The sequence below is a fragment of the Streptosporangium roseum DSM 43021 genome (assembly GCF_000024865.1).
Taxonomy (GTDB): domain Bacteria; phylum Actinomycetota; class Actinomycetes; order Streptosporangiales; family Streptosporangiaceae; genus Streptosporangium; species Streptosporangium roseum.
Map to the genome: position 1 here is coordinate 5869106 of NC_013595.1, position 17109 is coordinate 5886214.

General features: G+C 69.9%; 16 protein-coding genes. 6 read left to right on the forward strand and 10 right to left on the reverse strand.

Going from position 1 to position 17109, the window contains the following annotated elements; genetic code table 11:
* Nucleotides 1-61 precede the first annotated feature (61 nt).
* Nucleotides 62-307 carry a hypothetical protein gene (locus SROS_RS53215; RefSeq protein WP_012891856.1) on the reverse strand — a complete coding sequence of 82 codons (246 nt, stop codon included), beginning with the start codon at nucleotides 305-307 and terminating at the stop codon, nucleotides 62-64.
* Between the two features lie 31 nt (nucleotides 308-338).
* Nucleotides 339-1370, reverse strand: coding sequence for an NAD(P)/FAD-dependent oxidoreductase (locus SROS_RS25810; RefSeq protein WP_012891857.1), 1032 nt, complete (start codon nucleotides 1368-1370; stop codon nucleotides 339-341).
* 76 nt (nucleotides 1371-1446) lie between these two features.
* On the opposite strand from SROS_RS25810, the gene SROS_RS25815 reads away from it, so the two are divergent.
* Nucleotides 1447-2052, forward strand: coding sequence for a helix-turn-helix domain-containing protein (locus SROS_RS25815; RefSeq protein ID WP_012891858.1), 606 nt, complete (start codon nucleotides 1447-1449; stop codon nucleotides 2050-2052).
* A gap of 377 nt (nucleotides 2053-2429) precedes the next feature.
* A complete protein-coding gene (locus SROS_RS25820) occupies nucleotides 2430-2918 on the forward strand; it encodes a hypothetical protein (RefSeq protein ID WP_012891859.1) in 489 nt (162 codons plus the stop codon).
* Between the two features lie 65 nt (nucleotides 2919-2983).
* On the opposite strand, the gene SROS_RS25825 is transcribed toward SROS_RS25820, so the two are convergent.
* The 3 genes from SROS_RS25825 to SROS_RS25835 all read right to left on the reverse strand — a co-directional run bounded on the left by SROS_RS25825 (nucleotide 2984) and on the right by SROS_RS25835 (nucleotide 7259).
* Complete coding sequence (locus tag SROS_RS25825; protein WP_012891860.1) at nucleotides 2984-3997, reverse strand: helix-turn-helix domain-containing protein; 1014 nt, start codon at nucleotides 3995-3997, stop codon at nucleotides 2984-2986.
* 200 nt (nucleotides 3998-4197) lie between these two features.
* Complete coding sequence (locus SROS_RS25830) at nucleotides 4198-6444, reverse strand: penicillin acylase family protein (protein ID WP_148269205.1); 2247 nt, start codon at nucleotides 6442-6444, stop codon at nucleotides 4198-4200.
* A 449-nt stretch (nucleotides 6445-6893) separates the two neighbouring features.
* Nucleotides 6894-7259, reverse strand: coding sequence for a winged helix-turn-helix transcriptional regulator (locus tag SROS_RS25835; RefSeq protein ID WP_245564263.1), 366 nt, complete (start codon nucleotides 7257-7259; stop codon nucleotides 6894-6896).
* A gap of 34 nt (nucleotides 7260-7293) precedes the next feature.
* On the opposite strand from SROS_RS25835, the gene SROS_RS25840 reads away from it, so the two are divergent.
* The gene (locus SROS_RS25840; RefSeq protein ID WP_012891863.1) at nucleotides 7294-8181 is read left to right on the forward strand and encodes an NAD(P)-dependent oxidoreductase; all 888 of its coding nucleotides are present in this window, start codon (nucleotides 7294-7296) and stop codon (nucleotides 8179-8181) included.
* A 380-nt stretch (nucleotides 8182-8561) separates the two neighbouring features.
* A complete protein-coding gene (locus tag SROS_RS25845) occupies nucleotides 8562-8879 on the forward strand; it encodes a hypothetical protein (RefSeq protein ID WP_012891864.1) in 318 nt (105 codons plus the stop codon).
* A 334-nt stretch (nucleotides 8880-9213) separates the two neighbouring features.
* Here the strand turns inward: SROS_RS25845 and SROS_RS25850 are convergent, their stop codons facing one another.
* A complete protein-coding gene (locus SROS_RS25850) occupies nucleotides 9214-9912 on the reverse strand; it encodes a hypothetical protein (protein WP_012891865.1) in 699 nt (232 codons plus the stop codon).
* Between the two features lie 102 nt (nucleotides 9913-10014).
* Nucleotides 10015-10128 (reverse strand): hypothetical protein, encoded by a 114-nt coding sequence (locus SROS_RS54735; protein ID WP_483754802.1) that lies wholly within the window; start codon nucleotides 10126-10128, stop codon nucleotides 10015-10017.
* 234 nt (nucleotides 10129-10362) lie between these two features.
* Between SROS_RS54735 and SROS_RS46210 the strand changes: the two genes are divergently transcribed.
* Nucleotides 10363-11577: an SMI1/KNR4 family protein gene (locus tag SROS_RS46210; RefSeq protein WP_012891867.1), complete on the forward strand. Its 1215-nt coding sequence runs from the start codon at nucleotides 10363-10365 to the stop codon at nucleotides 11575-11577.
* Nucleotides 11578-11762: 185 nt separating this feature from the next.
* Here the strand turns inward: SROS_RS46210 and SROS_RS25860 are convergent, their stop codons facing one another.
* The gene (locus tag SROS_RS25860; RefSeq protein ID WP_245564264.1) at nucleotides 11763-13691 is read right to left on the reverse strand and encodes an outer membrane protein assembly factor BamB family protein; all 1929 of its coding nucleotides are present in this window, start codon (nucleotides 13689-13691) and stop codon (nucleotides 11763-11765) included.
* A 1031-nt stretch (nucleotides 13692-14722) separates the two neighbouring features.
* Between SROS_RS25860 and SROS_RS25865 the strand changes: the two genes are divergently transcribed.
* On the forward strand, nucleotides 14723-15298 hold the full coding sequence (locus SROS_RS25865) for a hypothetical protein (RefSeq protein ID WP_245564266.1): 576 nt from the start codon (nucleotides 14723-14725) through the stop codon (nucleotides 15296-15298).
* A gap of 119 nt (nucleotides 15299-15417) precedes the next feature.
* Here the strand turns inward: SROS_RS25865 and SROS_RS25870 are convergent, their stop codons facing one another.
* Entirely contained in the window at nucleotides 15418-16404 is a 987-nt protein-coding gene (locus tag SROS_RS25870) for a hypothetical protein (RefSeq protein ID WP_012891870.1), read from the reverse strand.
* A complete protein-coding gene (locus SROS_RS25875; protein WP_012891871.1) occupies nucleotides 16401-16949 on the reverse strand; it encodes an RNA polymerase sigma factor in 549 nt (182 codons plus the stop codon). The genes SROS_RS25870 and SROS_RS25875 overlap by 4 nt, the downstream gene beginning before the upstream one ends.
* Nucleotides 16950-17109: the final 160 nt, after the last annotated feature.

A 17109-nucleotide genomic window follows, 5' to 3' on the forward strand; every position in this document is an offset into this window, starting at 1 on the left:
GCGCCGACGCCCGGACCGGCGCGCTGACGCCGCCGGCCGGTCCGTGGTCGCTCAAGCCCCGTCATGGATGCTCGCGGGCTCGAAGGACGGCATCGTGAAGGATGATCTCGTGGCCATGGGGGCCGGTCCAGCCGCGCGAGGCGAGCCAGACGGCGTCGGCGCCCTCCCCGCAGCCCGCGTCCGGTGCCGTACCGGGCGCGAGATCCCCGGCCTCCGCCACCGGTTGCGGATCGGGCCGCCTGCCGCAGACCGCGCTGTGGCCGCGGTGACGCTCTTCCCGGTACGCCTTGCCGGATTCTTCGGACACAACGGCTCCTTCCACGTGCACGGATCGTGGTTCACCGGCCGGGGCGGCGTTCGCCCATCGCCAGTTCACCGGCACGTGCTTCGGACTCTGCCGAGGACACCCGCCAGGCGGCGACCGCCTGGCGGGTGTCCTCGGCGACCAGGTCGGCGTTGATCTGGGCCGCCGCGGCAGCGCCCGCCGCCGCCGCGGCACCGACCTGGGCGGCCAGATCGGTGACGTTGCCCGCGACCCACACCCCCGGCACGCCGGTACGGCCGGCGGCGTCGGAGGGGATGTGCTCACCGACGCCGCCCGGATGTTCGGCCGGCCGCAGCCCGAGCTCCGCCAGGAAGCCCACGCGCGCCGCCATCCGCGGCGCGACCGCCAGCACCTGGCGGCTGACCACCGTGCCGTTGCTCAGCCGTACTCCCACCAGGCGGTCCTCGACGATCTCCAGGGACGCCACCTCACCGTCCACCACGCTGACGCCGCGGGCGGCCAGCTGCTCGGCCTCCTCGCCGGTCGGTGGAGCCATGGTGTGGGACAACAGCGTGACATCGGCGCTCCACTGCCGGAACAGCAACGCCCGGTGCACTGCCAGCGGCCCGCCGCCCAGCACGCCGATGGCCTGGTCACGGACCTCCCAGCCGTGGCAGTACGGGCAGTGCACCACGTCCCGGCCCCATCGGGCCCACAGGCCCGGTATGTCCGGCAGCTCGTCGACCAGCCCGGTGGCCACCAGCAGCCGGCGCGCGCGGATCGCCCGGCCGTCGGCCAGCGCCACCGCGAACCCGGTGTCCTCCCCGTCGTCCTCGCGAGCCACGGCGCCGACCTCGCCGGGCACCACGTGACCGCCGTAGCGGCGGACCTCGGCCCGGCCGCGCTCCAGCAACTCGGCCGGCCGCATCCCGTCCCGGGCCAGCAGCCCGTGCACGCCCGCAGCCGGGGCGTTGCGCGGAGCGCCCCCGTCGATCACCACCACCGACCGCCGCGCCCGAGCCAGCATCAGCGCCCCGCTCAATCCCGCGGCGCCACCGCCGACCACCACCACGTCATAGCCGTCCATCAGCTGATCGGTCACCATGACCACCTCCACGACGAGGATGCTGGCCTCTCGGCCATCGCCGCAAACTCCTTTGCCAATCTGGCAAACTGGCAGCATGGACAACGACCTCGACCAAGCACTCGGCGCGGTCGGACCCCGACTGCGCACGCTGCGCCGGCAGCGCGATACCACGCTGGCCGATCTGTCGGCGACGACCGGCATCTCGGTGAGCACCCTGTCACGGCTGGAGTCCGGCGCCCGCCGGCCGACCCTCGAACTCCTGCTCCCCCTGGCCAGAGCCCACGGCGTCACGCTCGACGAACTCGTCGACGCCCCACCCACCGGTGACCCGCGCATCCACCTGCGCCCGGTCACCCGCCACGGCATGATCATGCTGCCCCTGACCCGCAGAACCGGCGGCATCCAGGCCTACAAGCTCGTGATCCCGGCCGGCAGCCGCCGGAGGGAGCCCGATCCGCAGACCCACGAGGGCTACGAATGGCTGTATGTCCTCAACGGACGGCTCCAGCTCGTCCTCGGTGAACACGATCTGGTGCTCTCCCCCGGCGAAGCTGCCGAGTTCGACACCCGCGTACCGCACTGGTTCGGCGCCGCCGACGGCGAACCGGTCGAGTTCCTCAGCCTGTTCGGCAAGCAGGGGGAACGCGCGCACCTGCGCGCCCGGCCCACGGCGAAACACCCGCCCGGACAACCCGACTAGATGGCCGGGGCACCCCAGGCAACCGATTCGATCACCTGGTGCAGCGGTTCGGCCACCTGCGCTCCTGCCCGCGCGGGCCCACCCTCGCGGGCCGTCCGCAACGGCCGCACAGCCGACGAGCGGGACGGTCCGGCTTTCCCGGCAAGCTCCCTGGCGACCCGACCCGGTTCCGATATTCCGCACACTCCGATCCTCTGCGGCCGCACCGATGAGCCTGCCGGGAAAAGCCGTACCGGATATGCCGTAACAGGCTCTGACATGGGTGTTTTCCATGGGAGTGGAACAGGATGACGGGCCAGGGCGAAGGCCGGTGAAATGACACCACCAGACCGGAGCCAGGAAAGTCCGGTACCGGAGAATCGGAAGGATCCGTCCGTATGATCAGCATGACATCAGCCAGGCGGTTCATCACGGTGGCCGCCGCCGCCGTCCTCGCGGGATCCGCGCTGGCGAGTCCTGCCTCCGCCGACCCCGTCGGACCGCCGCTCGACGACCCCAGCGGCGTCACCACGGCCGCCACCTGTGGTGACTGGCCATGGCCCACCAACGCCACCGGTGTCTGGACCGAGACCCAGACCTCCCTGGGCGTCGGCACGAAGAAGGTGGAACTCCGCTTCGGCAATATCGGCGGCAGGCAGGCCGGGTGGGCACGCCTGGCCGGCGGCTACGAGAGCGGAGACATGTTCTGGTTCGACGTGTCACACGACAAGGGCAAGGGCTGGTATCAGTGCGGCCCCTTCACATTCGTGAATGGCGGGCATAATTACACCCGCGCGCACTACAGCAGCGCCGACCCGAACCTCGTCTTCCGCGCATGCGGCAGGGCGAAGAATTCCTCCTCCACGCATTGCACGGGATGGCGCTGAGAAAGGCCGCAGGCCGGCCGGCTGCTCGTGGGCCGCGGGCCGGGGCCCGAGCTCCGGCCCGCGAATCAGCCGGCCGGGCACCGTGCCCGGTAGTGGCGGAGAAGACCGGCGCCCAGGTCGCTCAATTGGTGGAGCACCAGATTGGCGTGGCGGGTGCTGGTGATCAGGCCGGCGTGATGCAGCACCTGGGCGTGTTTGCTGGCATTGGACACCGACACGCCGATGCGGCGGGCCAGCTCGCTGGTGCTGCACCCCTGGTCGGCGGCGATGGTGCGAAGGATGGCGGCGCGGGTGGCGCCCAGCAGGCCGGCCAGGGGGTCGTCGCGACCGGGGGCGGGATGGGACCGGCGGGGGGCCGGGTAGACCAGGACGGGAGGAAGGCGCTGGTCGACCAGGACGACGGGGGTGATCTGGCAGAAGTAGGAGGGGATCAGGGTCAGGCCTCGCCCGTGCAGGCGGATCTCGCGGTTCCCCACGGGGTAGGCGGCCTCCAGGACGGGGGATCTCCATCGCAGCACCGGCGCCAGCCGGGCGAGCATGGTGTCCACGCCGTCGTCGGCGAGGTGTCGCACCAGGCCGCCGCGCTCATGGCTGAGGGCCGCCTCCATCATCTGCCGGTGGGAGGCGAAAGCCGTTCGGCAGTAGCCGTCCACCAGACGGCTGAGGCGGCGGATCGAGCGCGGGTCGCCGCGAGCCAGATCCTCCAGGCTCGCCGGCAGGCCGGCGTGGGCGCGCAGCACGTTCAGCTCCTCGCGCACGCGCGCTCGTGGAGTGTCGGCCAGGGCCTCGGTTCCGGCCCGGAGCCCGGTCTGGGCTTCGATCGGTGTCAGGAAGTCGGGAAAGTAGGCCCCCTTCGGAACCAGGGGAAGGAGCACCTCTCGCACCTGGGGAAGCAGACCCGCCGTGGCCAGGTCGCCGCGGACCCGCCGCCGCCAACCGGTCACGGCCGCGCCGCCGCCGTGTTCCTGCAGGCGGCACAGGCTCATCACCATCTCCCACATCGGATCGGCCCTGGAGGCGATCCGGACACGGGCGAGGTCCTCGGCGGTGAAAACGATCCTCAGAGTGCCCCCGGTCATGTCCTCAGCCTGGCTGCCCCCGATAACAGACAGATCAATGCCTGCTTGAAAGGCAGTTGGCGAGGACGCCGCGCAGCTCGTCGATCATCTCGGCGAACTCCACGCGCAGTGCCGATCATGCTCGCCGCCGCGGCGGGGGCGGTGGCACCGTCTCGAATTCCACGGAGCGCCTCGCCGGGGAGCTTCCCGTCGGGGACGGATCAATTGCCCGGCTTGTAGCTCCGCTCGATGTGGCCCCGGAGGTCGTCGGGATAGAAGTAGACGGGCCTGAGGTTGCCGCTCGCGTAGCGTTCGGCCTGGTCGTTGAAGTGCGGCGAGCCGGGATGCCCGCTCGCGCCCCCCGCCGTTACCGCCCAGGCGCGCACCCTCGGCCCGAACTCCACGACCGCCACGAAGCTGTTGCCTCTGGTGCCGTAACAGCGCTCCGTTGCCGGCCGGCACTTCGTCCTGAACGAGGCGAGGGAGCCCCATCGCGCTGAGGTGAAAGGCACCGGGATGCTCGGCTTGGCATCGTCGAACTTCTGGACGATCGCGCCGTCGATGCGCTGAAAGCGGTTGATCTCTCCCCAGGGCACTTGCCAGCTGCCGAAACCTTGCGTCAGCCGTTCCGCCGCCGCCTCGAGCGCAGCGAGCCGCCGCGCGTCGGTGGCGTGGCCGGCCATGTGATCCCACACCGACAAGCCCGCATCCTTCGCCGGCTGGACCGAGGACGTCCAGAGCTCCTCGCCCCAGAACACGGCCAGCGAGGTCGCAGCCGAATCCACGCCCCAGCGATAGTCCCAGCCGCGCAGCAGGCCGATCGGGCCGTCGAGCTTCGCCTTTCGCCGGTCGCCCCCGGGCAACCTGTCCCACGCCGCGATCAGCCCCGGCACGAGCCGGGCGAAGGCGGTGAGGTAGGGATCGAAGGCGGCTGCGATCAGCGTCTGCGGGGTGAAGTCGCTCCGCGCGTTCAGCAACCGGATCGCTTGCGGCCCGCGCGGGTTCTCCCCGGCCTGGTCGAAATAGCGCGGATAGTCGGCGGCCTTGGGGCTGTCCGCGCCGGCCGCGGTCCAGGGCCAGTTGTTCGTGTTGAACACCCAGCCATTCTTCGGATTCACTGCCTGAGGCAGGCTCTCGAGGCTGTGCAGCCCGCGCCAGTCGGTCGCCGGATCGCTGCCGTCGACGGGCTTGCGATAGTCGAAGCGATCGTCGCGGAGCGGCATGAACGGCGGCATCAGGAAGGCGATCTCGCCCTTCGAGTCCGCGAACAGCGTGTTGTTCGAGCTGTTGGCCTTGAAGGCCGCCACCTCGACGAAGTCCGCGTAATCCCGCGTCTTGGTGCGCAGGAAGTTCTGCTGCAGCGCCTCGACGGGCCTGTTCATCAGCGCGGACGCGATCCATCTGCCGTCCGTCTCGCGCACGATCGGGCCGTGATGCGTGGCGAAGGTGGTGAAGCTGCGTTGCCCCCGCCGGCCATCCGCAGTGCGATAGGACAACGTGATCGTCTCCGTCTTCACCGGCCGCAGCGCGTTGCCGTAACGGTAGGAGCGGCTGCCATCCGCCCCGGTCACGATCGTCTCGGCGAACTCGTCGACATTGTCGACACCGCTCGACGCGTGCATCCAGCCCGCGTCCGCGTTGAAGCCCTGGTAGATGAAGAACTGCCCCCAGGTGGCCGCGCCATAGACGTTGAGCCCTTCGCCGCTTGTCACCTGCTGCTCGGAGCGGAAGAAGAGGCTGGTGTGCGGGTTGATCAGCAGCAGCGCATGGCCGTTCCGCGTGCGGCCCGGGGCGATCGCCATGCCGTTCGAGCCCGTGGGCTTGTGGAGCAGCAGCTCGCGCTCCTCGTCGGTCATCGCCACCGCGCGGTTGCCGTAGAAGGCCTCGAGCCGGGTGAGCGGCACCCGCTCGATGTCGCCGCCGATGCTGCCTTCGGAGAAGCTCAGCACCATCCAAGGCTCGAACCGCTTGATCACGCGCGGATGCACCTCGCGGTGCGTCGCGAGATACCAGTTCAGCCCGTCCGCCCAGGCCTGCATGAGCTTGCGCAACCAGGCCGGGCTCTTCGCACAATCCTTCTTCAGCACTTCGGGATCGAGGAACAGCCGCTGGCGCAGGTCCTGCCAGATCGCACTCTCGCCCTCGGCCTCGGCGAGGCGGCCGAGGCTGACCAGATAGTTGGTCTCGATCCGGTTGAAGTCGTCCTCGGCCTGGGCATAGATCATCCCGAACACCGCATCGGCGTCGGTCTCGCCCACCACATGCGGGATGCCCCAGTCATCGCGGGTGATCGTCACGCGCGCCGCCTGCATGCGCCAGCGGGCGAGATCGGGCGCGGTTCGCGTGGAAGCGGCGGACGCGTCGCCGGACGGCAGCCCCGCCGCGGCGGCTACGGCTCCAGCGGCCAGTCCGGCTGCTCCGCCCAGGACGCAGCGTCGGCTCAGCCCTTCGTTCTGCGGGTGGTTCATGAGCTGGTCCACCTTGTCGCGCGGCGAGAGTGGCATCCCTGTCCGGGTCGGCGGGCTCCTTCCAGGTCCGGGTGCGCCGAAAAGGACGGGGCCGTCGGCGCAGGATCTCCCGCAGCCGCTCGCGGCCGACCCTCACCACCCGCTGCGGGTTGTAGCCGCCGGCCTTCCTCCCCGGTCGGCCGACGCACCCATACTCGCTCCGCCGTCCGCTGCTCCCCGACTTCGGGGTCTCGATCGGATCGATGGCCCGAAGGCGAGATCGGCACACCTCACCCCGGCCATACCCGGCAGCAACCCGGCCCATGTATTCGCCCAGCGCGCCGGCCCCGCGTCACCCACGGTAGCCACTTTTTTGTGGGTACTTGTCGGCGGGCCGGGGTGGCCTGAAGCTTGGTCGTGGGGGTCGGAAGACCGTCGGATCCAGATGAGACGGGGAGGTTGGCGATGTATCAGGAGGCCGGTTGGAACTCGGCCAGCTTCTCCAGACGGCGGTGGCCCCAGTCGGAAAGAGGCGCCAACGCTTCTGAGAGTTCGCGGCCGAACCCGGTCAGGGAGTACACGGTCTTCAGCGGCCGCACATCGTGTACCTCCCGGTGGACCAGTCCGTCGACCTCCATCTCCCGGAGCGTCTGAGTCAGCACCTTCTCGGTGAGGCCCGGCAGCCGCCGGCGCAGCTCGCCGGGGCGCTGCGGACCGGATTCCAGGACCCACAGCAGAGCCGTCTTCCACTTGCCGTCGATCACGGCGATCGCGGCGGTCACTCCGCAGACATTCGGGTCCTGGGCACGGCTGCGCGTCATCTTCATCCCGTTCATCACTGTTTGCTAATTCGTATCGAGGAGTTGAGGCATGACCTCGCACACTGAACAGCCTGCCATCACCGTACTCGGCCTGGGGCCGATGGGGCGGGCCCTGGCCGGCGCCTTCCTGGACGCCGGTCTGCGGACCACTGTCTGGAACCGGACGCCGGGCAGGGACCGGGAGTTGGTCGAGCGGGGCGCGGTCAGCGCTCCGTCCCCCGAAGAGGCGGTCACCGCAAGCAGGTTGACCGTGATCTGCGTGGTGAACTACGACGCGGTGGACGCCATCGCGCGGCGTGGCGCGGTCACCGACGCGCTCAAGGGGCGCACCGTCGTGAACCTGACCGCCGACACCCCCGACCGGGCCCGGGACACCGCGGCCTGGGCGGCCGAGCACGGCATCGGGTATCTGGACGGTGCGATCATGACGCCGACCACGACCATCGGAACACCGGCCGGGGTGTTCCTCCACAGCGGCCCCGAGGAGCTTTACCTCCGGCACCGGCCGGTGCTGGACGCCCTGGGCGGCACCCACACCCACCTCGGTGAGGACATCGGCCGGGCGGCTGCGTACGACATCGCCTTGCTCGACATCTTCTGGACCGCGATGGCGGGTTACGCCCATGCGCTGGCGGTGGCCAGGGCCGAGGGGGTCACCGCGCAGGAGCTGGCACCGTTCGCCAAGGGCATCGGCACGATCCTTCCGCCGCTCTTCGAGCAGGCTGCGGAGGAGGTGGACAACGGTGTGTTCTCCGGCGAGGTCAACCCGATCACCTCGGCGGCATCGTCCATGGCCCATATCGTCCACACCTCCGAGGCCCACGGCATCGACGCGGGTGTGATGCGTGCGGCCGAAGGCCTGGCGCGCCGCGCCATCGGACGAGGTCACAGCAGAGACGGATTCCTCCGGGTCACCGAGCTCCTGAACCCTCGGTAAGGAGGTCCTCCCGCAACGTCCTGCGGGGCGCGGCCCGTTACCGGCCTACCGCGGCCATGCCCCCTCAGCGCTCGCCCCGCCCGGCTCCGGCGGGGCGAGCGCTGCCGTTTCTCACCGACATTCCAGCTGTTGATCTTTGTCTTCCGCCGGAACCCCCACAGGCGCTGCCCCTTCACCTGCGCCGCAGTCACCCGACCTGCCCTCATCAGCAGTTCGTGTAATGCCGGCCGTACCGGATCGGCGAACGCGCGCATCGCCGACGGGTCGGCGAGCACGCCCTACGCACCGCGGGTCGAGGACACGAGCCCCTCGGCTGGATTTCCTAGTGATCCGCAACTGGTTTCCAAGTACGCCGGCGCATTCTGACGAAAGGAAATCATGTGTCTGAGACGCGATTACCGCACAAATCGCCGTTCATGGGCGCGTTCTTCTTCGACGAAGGGCAGGAAAGAATGGGAAATCGTCGTCTGGCCACGGTGGCGTTGATGGCCGCCGGGCTTTTCTTCGGCACCATGACCGCCTCCGCCTCCGCCTCCACCTCCGCAACGGCCACCCCCTCATGGCACCTCGCGGGTTACTACGACTATAACGACCAGTGCTTCAGGACCGGCTTCAAAGCCATCACCAATGGCGGCATCGTCCAGGACTTCAAGTGTGAGCGCGTCGACACTCGCGTTGCTCTTTACCTCCTTTATTAGAATTCACTGAAAGATCCGTCCCGGACCGGCGTGAATGCCGACCCGGGACGGATCTTTCCGCGGATGTTCGTCAGCCCGGGGCGGTCCGCCCGGTCACAGGGCGGCCGGGTCGCCGCTTGTGCGGGCCCTACGGAGTGACCTTGATGTTGGCCAGGCCCCGCGGGGCGTCGGCGGCGGTGCAGGAGGCGTAGACGAGGTTGAGGGCGGCCGGGCACTCGGGCGGCGCCCCGGCCGGTCGGCTGACCTGATGCGCGGGGCACAGGCGCAGAGCACGCCGGATCGGGTCCGGCGTGCTCTGCGCGTCTGTCCGGCCGCCTGCGGCCGGGCGGCGCTGTCACCCCATGACGGGCCTTGCCCCCGCGGTCGGGATCGGCAGATGCTCGCGGATGAGCAACCCGCTCGCGGCCAGCACCCACAAGCCCGTCAGCACGCCGGGCACGTACCCCACCAGCAGGCCGTCGGGGGCGAGCGCGCCTCCCGTGATCCCCACCGCGAACGCGGCCAGCACGTTCAGCGCCGCGACGAGCAGGGCGAACCAGGCCATCCACGCCGGGAACACGTGCGTGCGCATGATGGCCACGGCCGAGGCCCCGAAGGGCACGGCGACCGCGATCCCCGAGATCGTGCCCATCACCGTCAAGGCGGTGTACGGCCCGGCGGCGATGGGCAGAAGCGCCCTGTGCGCGGTCATCGCGTAGGTCATTCCGGCGAACACCGACAGGCCGACGAACCCGATCACGGAGATGAGGATGTAGCCCGCCAGCACCAGCGCGGGCGCGTCGCTGCTCTCGTCGGCGCGGCGGAAGGCCGTGGCCAGCGCGACGCCGAACCACAGGAACAGCGCGGTCGCGATGGCGTAGAGCAACGCCCCCATCAGAACCTGGGCGCGATACTGCGACAGGTACCCGGCGATCGTCGTCGTGGATTCGGTGATCCTCGGAGCGTTCCCCATAACCAGCCGTCCGATGACGGCGAGCACCAGCGCGCCGACACCCGCCAGGCCGCCCCAGCGGAACTCGTGGCTCTCTTTCATGTAAACCACCCCCACATTCAAGGATTCACCGGCCTCGTCGGCACCTCCAGGGCCGAAAGTCCTTAGTGGGTGTCCGATCCCGCGAGTTGCGCCGGGTCGGGTTCAGAAGCCGGCCATGGTGCCGCCGAGAGACACCCAGCCGGGCTTCCACGTGCCGTCCGGCTCCCGCCACGTGTGCCATACGGCGGAGTCGAAGCCGCGGTAGAAGGCCTCCAGTCGGCGTCGACGTGAGCGCCGGTGTGAAGTCGATCTACGTCACCGCGTCCGTCCGTGGCCTGGAGACGCTCGCGGAGAACTTCGCGCGTGAGAACGCGGGTCTGCCGGTGCCGCTCACCGAGGAGGATCACGCAAGGATCGCCGCCTACGCCCAACCCGGGCGCCGCTTCCGGAAGCAGCGCTTGCTGCCCACATCGCCGATGCGCCGGTGCCGCCCCCAAGTAGAGTGCGGCTGTGGATCTTGACGTCATCCGGCGCGGCATCGACGCGCTCCGCGAGTACGACACGGACCTCTGCTGCTTCGGCGCCCGCGAGCACCGCTACCGGTTCAAGCCGCCGCTCGACGAGGCCGCGTTGGCGGCCGTCGAGGCGCGGATCGGAGTGCGCTTCCCGGCCGATTACCGCACGTTCTTGACACGGCTCGGCAACGGCGGCGCCGGCCCGTACTACGGGGTTCACGGGGTGCGGCCGGACGGCGATTGGGCGCGGTTCCGCCCGTTCCCGTTCGCGCAGGAGTGGGAGCCGCCCGACCAGGACGACGAGGACTACGACGACGTCATGGAAGCCGCGTTCGAGGGGCTGCTGCCGGTCGCCGAGCATGGCTGCGGCTACCGCTCTCACCTCGTCGTCAAGGGCCCCGCCGCGGGCCAGGTCTGGGGCGACTGGACGTGCGTCGGTGAGGTGCTGGCCCCCGAGGCCGAGTCGTTCGGCACGTGGTACCACGACTGGCTGGAGAGCTCGCTGCGGGAGGTGCTGGGTGACCGGATCACGGCAACCGTGCACGACGAGACCGGCTGGAGCGTTGACCGGCGGCTGCTCGGCCTCCTCCCGCCGCCGCCCGCCGGTGGCGACGCACAGCCGGAGGTAAGGGTCCTACGGCTGCTCAGGCGGATCTACCCCGCCCTCTACGAACGCCGCCACGACGACGCCCGCGACCTCCTCGCCCAAGCCCGCGCGGTCGGCGCTCCGGCGGCCTACGAGGTGGGCATCGCGCTTGCGGACGCCGTGCTCCTGCGCGAGGAAGGCAGGATCGCCGACGCCCTGACCACCGTGGAACATACGATCCCGCGGTGCGGCTGGCCATTCGAGAAGGCGCGGCTGCACCGCCTGCGAGTCGAGCTGCTCCTGATGCAGAGCCGGCTGGACGACGCGCGTGCGGCGACCGAGGAGCACATCGCGCACTGCCCCGATGACGACTTCGGCTACGTACGCCGTGCCCTCCTGCTGCTGATGACCGGCGATCTCCCAGCCGCCGAGAACGTCCTGCGCGCCGACGCCCCGCTCGGGAGAGGATTCGGATCGGTAAGCCACCCGTATCCCGCCGACCGAGCCGCGACCGCGCTACGGCTCCGTGCCCGGCGCCTGGCCTGGGAGTGCCGCCGCTGGGGACATCCCACCAACGCGCTCCGCTTCGACGCGATCGCCACCAGCCAATCGGCCTGTCGTTGACGAGCCTGCTACGGAGTACCACTTGAGTCGGTGCAGAACAGCGGGCCGAGGCGCTCCAGGCAGGCGTCCAGGGCGTGGCCGGCGTACGGCGGCACCACGAAGCTCTTGGTGGTGCCGCCGTACGCCGGGCAGGTCGATCACGCGGTCAGCGCTGCTCACTGCCCTGGTGTCGTCCCAGACCCGTTCTACGGGGACGGGATCTGCACGGGCGGGCAGCGCGGGTCGAGCCGTACCTTCGCCAGATCCCGGCCGACGATCGTCCACGCGTCGAACGAGCCGGGTTCGAACTGCAGCTGCGGATTGGTGTGCCACTCGTCGCCCAGCCCGGTCGCCAGCAGCTTGGCCTGCGATCCGAGCTCGTAGGCGTTGCCACCGCCGAAGTAGGTGGAGGTGAACACCCGGCCCTTGTGGACCTGCAGTTCGCCGTGTCCCGACAGCAGGCCCTGGTGCTTGATGGTGCCGGTGGCGGGGTCCAGGGCGATCCAGGCACCCAGCACGCGCTTGTAGACCGCGTACAGCAGCCCGTTGTGCACCTTGAGGTCCTGGAAGGTGCGGTGGTTCGGCAGCGGGTCGATCTGCCACACCACCTTGCGCTGCTTGAGGTCGAAGGCGGCGATCGAGGCCGTCGTCTTGGTCGGCGGTGTGCCGCCTCCGCCGAGCACGTCGCCACCGAGGTAGACGACGCCGCGCTTGGAGTCGACGCTCAGGCTCATCAGGCTCTGGTCGGGGATGACGTCCGGGTAGACGTCCATCTTCCCCGTGTCGGGGTCGAGCACCGTCAGAGCGCCCTTCAGCTTCGCGCCGGTCGGCGCGGAGGCCACCAGGATGGTGTCGGTGACGGGGTCGTGCTCGATGTCCCACGGCCGTGACTGGTCGTGCCCGATGTAGCCGAGGCCGCGCACTTCGTCGGTGTGCACGTCGATGGAGATGATCTGACCGCTCGGATACAGCGCAGCGTAGATCTTGTCACCCCGTCGCACCATGGCCTTCGGCTCGCCCACCACGCGGACTCTGCGCTGCTTTCCGGTCCGCAGGTCGCGCACTTCCACGGCGAAGTGGCCGCCGATGTAGAGGGCCCGGTTCGGCACCAGCAGCATGCTCTGGGTCCGCTCGGCGCCGGCCGGGAAGCCGGCTTCGATGAGGTCGACGAACTCGGAGGTCCGGCTCGGCAGGTCCAGCCACCACATACCGCCGCTGCCGGCGAAGCCGATGAGCTGCTGCCCGGCCAGCTTCAGTGCCCGGGTCTCCTCGCCCCGCGAGGGCGGGTCGGCGACCTTGGTCACCGCGTCCTGCCCGGTGCGGTAGCTGTAGACGGCGCCGTCGGGACGCGAGGTGAGGTAGACCAGGCCGTCGGGGGCCACCTCGAACGCGTCGATGATGCCCACTCCGGCCTCGAACTGCCGCCGGTCCGTGCCGTCCTTGCGCACGTCGATCAGCGTGCTCCCGCTCGCCGCCAGCACCCGATCGCCGTGGAGCGAGACCGTGCCCACGGCCGCGGGCCCCTGGGCCAGCTCCCTGACCGCGCCGCTGACCCGGTCGACGGCCATCAGCTTGGCCTTCTCCAGCAGGCCGACGTAGGCCGTGGTCTCGTCGGCGGCGACCGCTCTGACGTAGTGCTCGCCCTGGACCAGCACACCGTACCTGCGGATCGCGCCGGTCGAGGGGACGTACTCCCAGAGCCTGCCGTCGGAGGAGGTGCCGAGGTAGAGGGTGCCGTCCGGTGCGGCGGCCATGCTCCAGACGAAGCCGCCGTTCGCGCCGAAGGAGTGCAGGTGCGCTACCTGGCCCGTGGCCAGGTCGTAGCTGTAGAGGTCGGGTACGGGGTAGGTGCCGATGTACAGCTTGCCGCCGGCGACGGCGGTGGCCCAGCCGCCTTCCGGCTCGCCTGCCGCGGGGCCGTCCGGCAGGGTCGCGGTGCGTGTCACCTTGCGGGTGGCCAGGTCGATCTCGGCCACGACCGGCGGCTTCGGTCCGCGGGAGACCACGTAGGCGTGGCCTTCGTGGACGGTGGCGCCGACGATCGCACCGGTGACGGAGGCCGGGCCGTACGTGGTGACGGCCGGGGTGTCGCAGTTCGGCGCGGCCGTCGCCTGCGCGGCGGCCGGTATCGACAAGGCCGGTATCGACAAGGCCGGTATCGATAAGGCGGTCAGGACCATGAGCAGCGCCAGACAGGTCCGCGGCACGGCCGCACCTCCAGGGTGTTCAATAGTGCCTAGTTTTGGTCCAGACCGTAATCATTTGAGCGTGACACGTCAACACTCATGTCCGGCCTATCTGCTGACGGCCTTCTTCGCCCAGGGACGGCCACCGCCCGCCGCAAGATCGTCGACCTGGCGGCCGAACACGCCCCGTCCGAACTCTCCGGACCGGCCGGGATCTCCCCCATTCCGCCGGCCGACCGAATGACGGTGTGCCTGCGCGCCTTCACCCCACCGCTCCTGCGCTCCGGACGGACCCGGTGCCCGGCGGGGTCCCCGGAAGAAGAGGGCGCGGTTGTATCGGCGAGGTTTTCACCGGAAACACAGGTCAGAGCCTCTGTGAGGACCTCCGGGCACAGCGCGGGGAGCCGGCCCGCCGAAGAATCTTCCGCCGTCCTGTCACACTCACGCGCCGCGCCGGGTCGAGACGGTGAAGACCCAAGACAGCCGGGCGGCGAGCCCGCACCGGCATCCCGATGAGGAGCCTCCCTGATGTCCACCGCCTACGTCGTCACCGTCCTGGCCGCCGCATGGGTGGGGTTCTCGGCCGTACCTGGCGCCGGTGGTCGCCGCCCTGGCGCTGGGATACGCGGCCTGAGGCCGCCGACCGCCGGTCCAGGAGTCGCCGGCACCGGCTCGCACGGAAGATCTGCCATGGCGATCCCGGCCGGATCCGCCATGGCTGCCGGCAGGGCCGGACAGGGCAGCGGTCCCGTCGCGGCGGTCAGGACCGGCGTGGATCTCCAGGCGGAACCGCCTTCCTGGGCACGGGAGCGTTCACCAGCCGATACCGCGCCCGCTCGAACGGCTGTCAAACGACACCAGATCATGGCAAAGGAGCTGCCAGATACACGTTCACCCCGTTTCCGGACGCTGCCCGCTGAGCACGATGTGAGCACATGCCTGGCCCGCGGCCGGGCCGAGGCGCGTTGAGGGAGATCGCCGTGTTGAAGAGCCGTTTCGGAGCCCTGGGGATGGGCGCCGCCGCTGCGATGGTGTCCACGGTGCTCGCCGTGCCTTCCGCAGCCGATACGTGCGATCCGTCGACCACGTGTGCCACGACGGTGATCTTCACCGTGACCGCCGACAACGGGCTGGAGATCACCACACCTGACGGTCCGGTCGATATCGGCAGCGGCACGCCGGGCACGCAGATCAGCGGGCAGCTCGGCGCGGTCACGGTGTCCGACGAACGGGCCGCGCTCACCGCCACCTGGACGGCGACCGTATCGGGCACGGCTTTCACCACGGGCGGTGGAACGGGTGCCGAGACCGTCCCGACCACGGCGATCTCCTACTGGTCGGGCCCGGCGACGGCCACCACCGGCAACGGTACCTACGTCCCCGGCCAGCCCAATGCCGCCTCCGCGGAGGTGCTGGACGAGCCGTACACCGCGTTCAGCAAGACGAGCGGGTCCGGCGACAACTCCGCCACCTGGAACCCCACCATCGTGATCGACGTCCCGGCCGAGACGGTGGCCGGCATCTACACCGGCACGATAAACCACTCCGTGGCCTGACCCGCACCTCACAGTGACCGGAGATCCTCGAAGCCTCCGGCCGCCTCCCCCTGTGACGACGTTCCGAACCGGCCGGCTCCCGCCCACCGCGGGGGGCGGGAGCCGGATCGTGCGCGTGATCAGGAGGCGGGCGGTGGCGCGCTTCCGTTGTAGAACGGGTTCTCGGGCAACCGCTCGGGCGTGACGAGCAGCCGGATCACGCCGGCCCTCACCTGCCACGCGTTCCAGACGGTCCAGCCGGGTCCGACCCGGTCCGCAGGCAGCGGCTCGAAGGACAGGCCGCCCGTTTTCTCATCCGTCCGAATGAGGCTGAACACCGCGATCAGGTCACGCTTGCGCGCCTCAGCCAGGATGTCGTCCACGGGGCGGCCGTCTCTCAGCCGGACCCCGTCGAACATCTCGCCCGGCGCCATGGCCGAGTCGAAGTTCGCGTATTCCTCTTCCGGCTTCGCCTGGCGTCCCAGCTTGACGTCTACATGGCCGGTGAAACCGGCGGGGATCCGCATCACCATGACGCAGTGTCTGTCCTGTCCTGGCTGGCATCCTTTGGGTGTCGCCTCCATCGAGAGGGGGACACCGTTGATCCGAGGGCCGGAGGGGTCCGGCTTGGCTTCCGGGGCGGGGCGAGAGGAACCCTTGGCCGCGATGATCATGCCGAGGATCTTTCCCACGCCGCCTGGCGAGACGGGCACCGGGCGTAGATCGACGTTCAGGCCGACCGCGTGGAACGCCTGGGTGTACTTGTCGTGGTCAGCGAACGGGTCCTTGATGCGGGCGACGTACTGGTCGCCTTCCCGGTGGATCTCCACCGCGGAGTTGGCGTAGGAGACCGCCACGCCACGTCCGTCCTCCAGCAGGCTCGGACCCACGACGACGCCTGTCGCGAGCACGGCCACAGTGGTCAGGCCCAACGCGAGGCGGCGAGGGCTGCGCGAAGCGGACCGGTGGGTACGTCCCAGCGTCCTGGCGGCGCTGCCGGGCTCTTGGGCCGCGATCGAGGCCAGCAACGCGCGCGCCCCCGTACCGGATGCGTGGCTGTTCGGCTGTCCGGGCTCGACTCGGGCCAGTGGCCTCAGAAGTTCGTTGATCTCATCGACGTTCCTCACAGCGACCTCCCCGCCGGAATCATCCGGCTTTCTGATGTGAACCGGACACTGGCTTCGTCGAGTGCGCGCGAAAAGCGCCTGCGGGCGCGATACAACCTGATGCGTACGGCGTTGCGGGACAGTCCCAGCGTCGTGGCGATCTCCTCGCGCCCCAGCCCTTCCCAGGCGACCAGCGAGAGAAGCTCACGGTCGTCGTCGGACAGGCTGCGAAACACCGCGCCGATCACGCTCAGCTCCACGCTGCTGCCGGGGGAATCCCCGTAGAGATCGGCTATCTCGGCGTCAAGCTCCACACTGCGCAGCCGCTGCCGGGCTGTGCTCCGGCGGTGGTCGGCCAGCACCTTGCGCGCCACGCCGTACAGCCAGAGCCTGGCCTCCTGCCCCGGCGGCAGATCAGCCACCCGGCGCCAGGCAATGGTGAAGGTCTCCGCCACGACATCGGCCGCATCCTGCGGAGAGTCACAGCGGCGTGCGGCGTAGGCCGCGATCTGGTCGTACGTCTCCCTGTAGACGGCCTCGAACCTGGCCACCCCGTCGTCATCCACGGGCGATTCCCATGGGCCGGTCTCCTTCGTCAGTACGAAACGCGGACATCCCCTACATGGCGAAAGAGGCCCCACCATTTCGCGTGAACTCAAGAAATCTTCCACGCTTCCGGGCTGCAGCCCCCGCGCGGAAGGCGCGTACCCACCCACGCCCCCGCCC

Bases quoted from the DNA above. Each gene is read 5' to 3' on its own strand.
- SROS_RS25810 (WP_012891857.1), bottom strand. From the start codon at position 1,370: ATGGTGACCGATCAGCTGATGGACGGCTATGACGTGGTGGTGGTCGGC.
- SROS_RS25815 (WP_012891858.1), top strand. From the start codon at position 1,447: ATGGACAACGACCTCGACCAAGCACTCGGCGCGGTCGGACCCCGACTG.
- SROS_RS25820 (WP_012891859.1), top strand. From the start codon at position 2,430: ATGATCAGCATGACATCAGCCAGGCGGTTCATCACGGTGGCCGCCGCC.
- SROS_RS25825 (WP_012891860.1), bottom strand. From the start codon at position 3,997: ATGACCGGGGGCACTCTGAGGATCGTTTTCACCGCCGAGGACCTCGCC.
- SROS_RS25830 (WP_148269205.1), bottom strand. From the start codon at position 6,444: ATGAACCACCCGCAGAACGAAGGGCTGAGCCGACGCTGCGTCCTGGGC.
- SROS_RS25835 (WP_245564263.1), bottom strand. From the start codon at position 7,259: ATGAACGGGATGAAGATGACGCGCAGCCGTGCCCAGGACCCGAATGTC.
- SROS_RS25840 (WP_012891863.1), top strand. From the start codon at position 7,294: ATGACCTCGCACACTGAACAGCCTGCCATCACCGTACTCGGCCTGGGG.
- SROS_RS25850 (WP_012891865.1), bottom strand. From the start codon at position 9,912: ATGAAAGAGAGCCACGAGTTCCGCTGGGGCGGCCTGGCGGGTGTCGGC.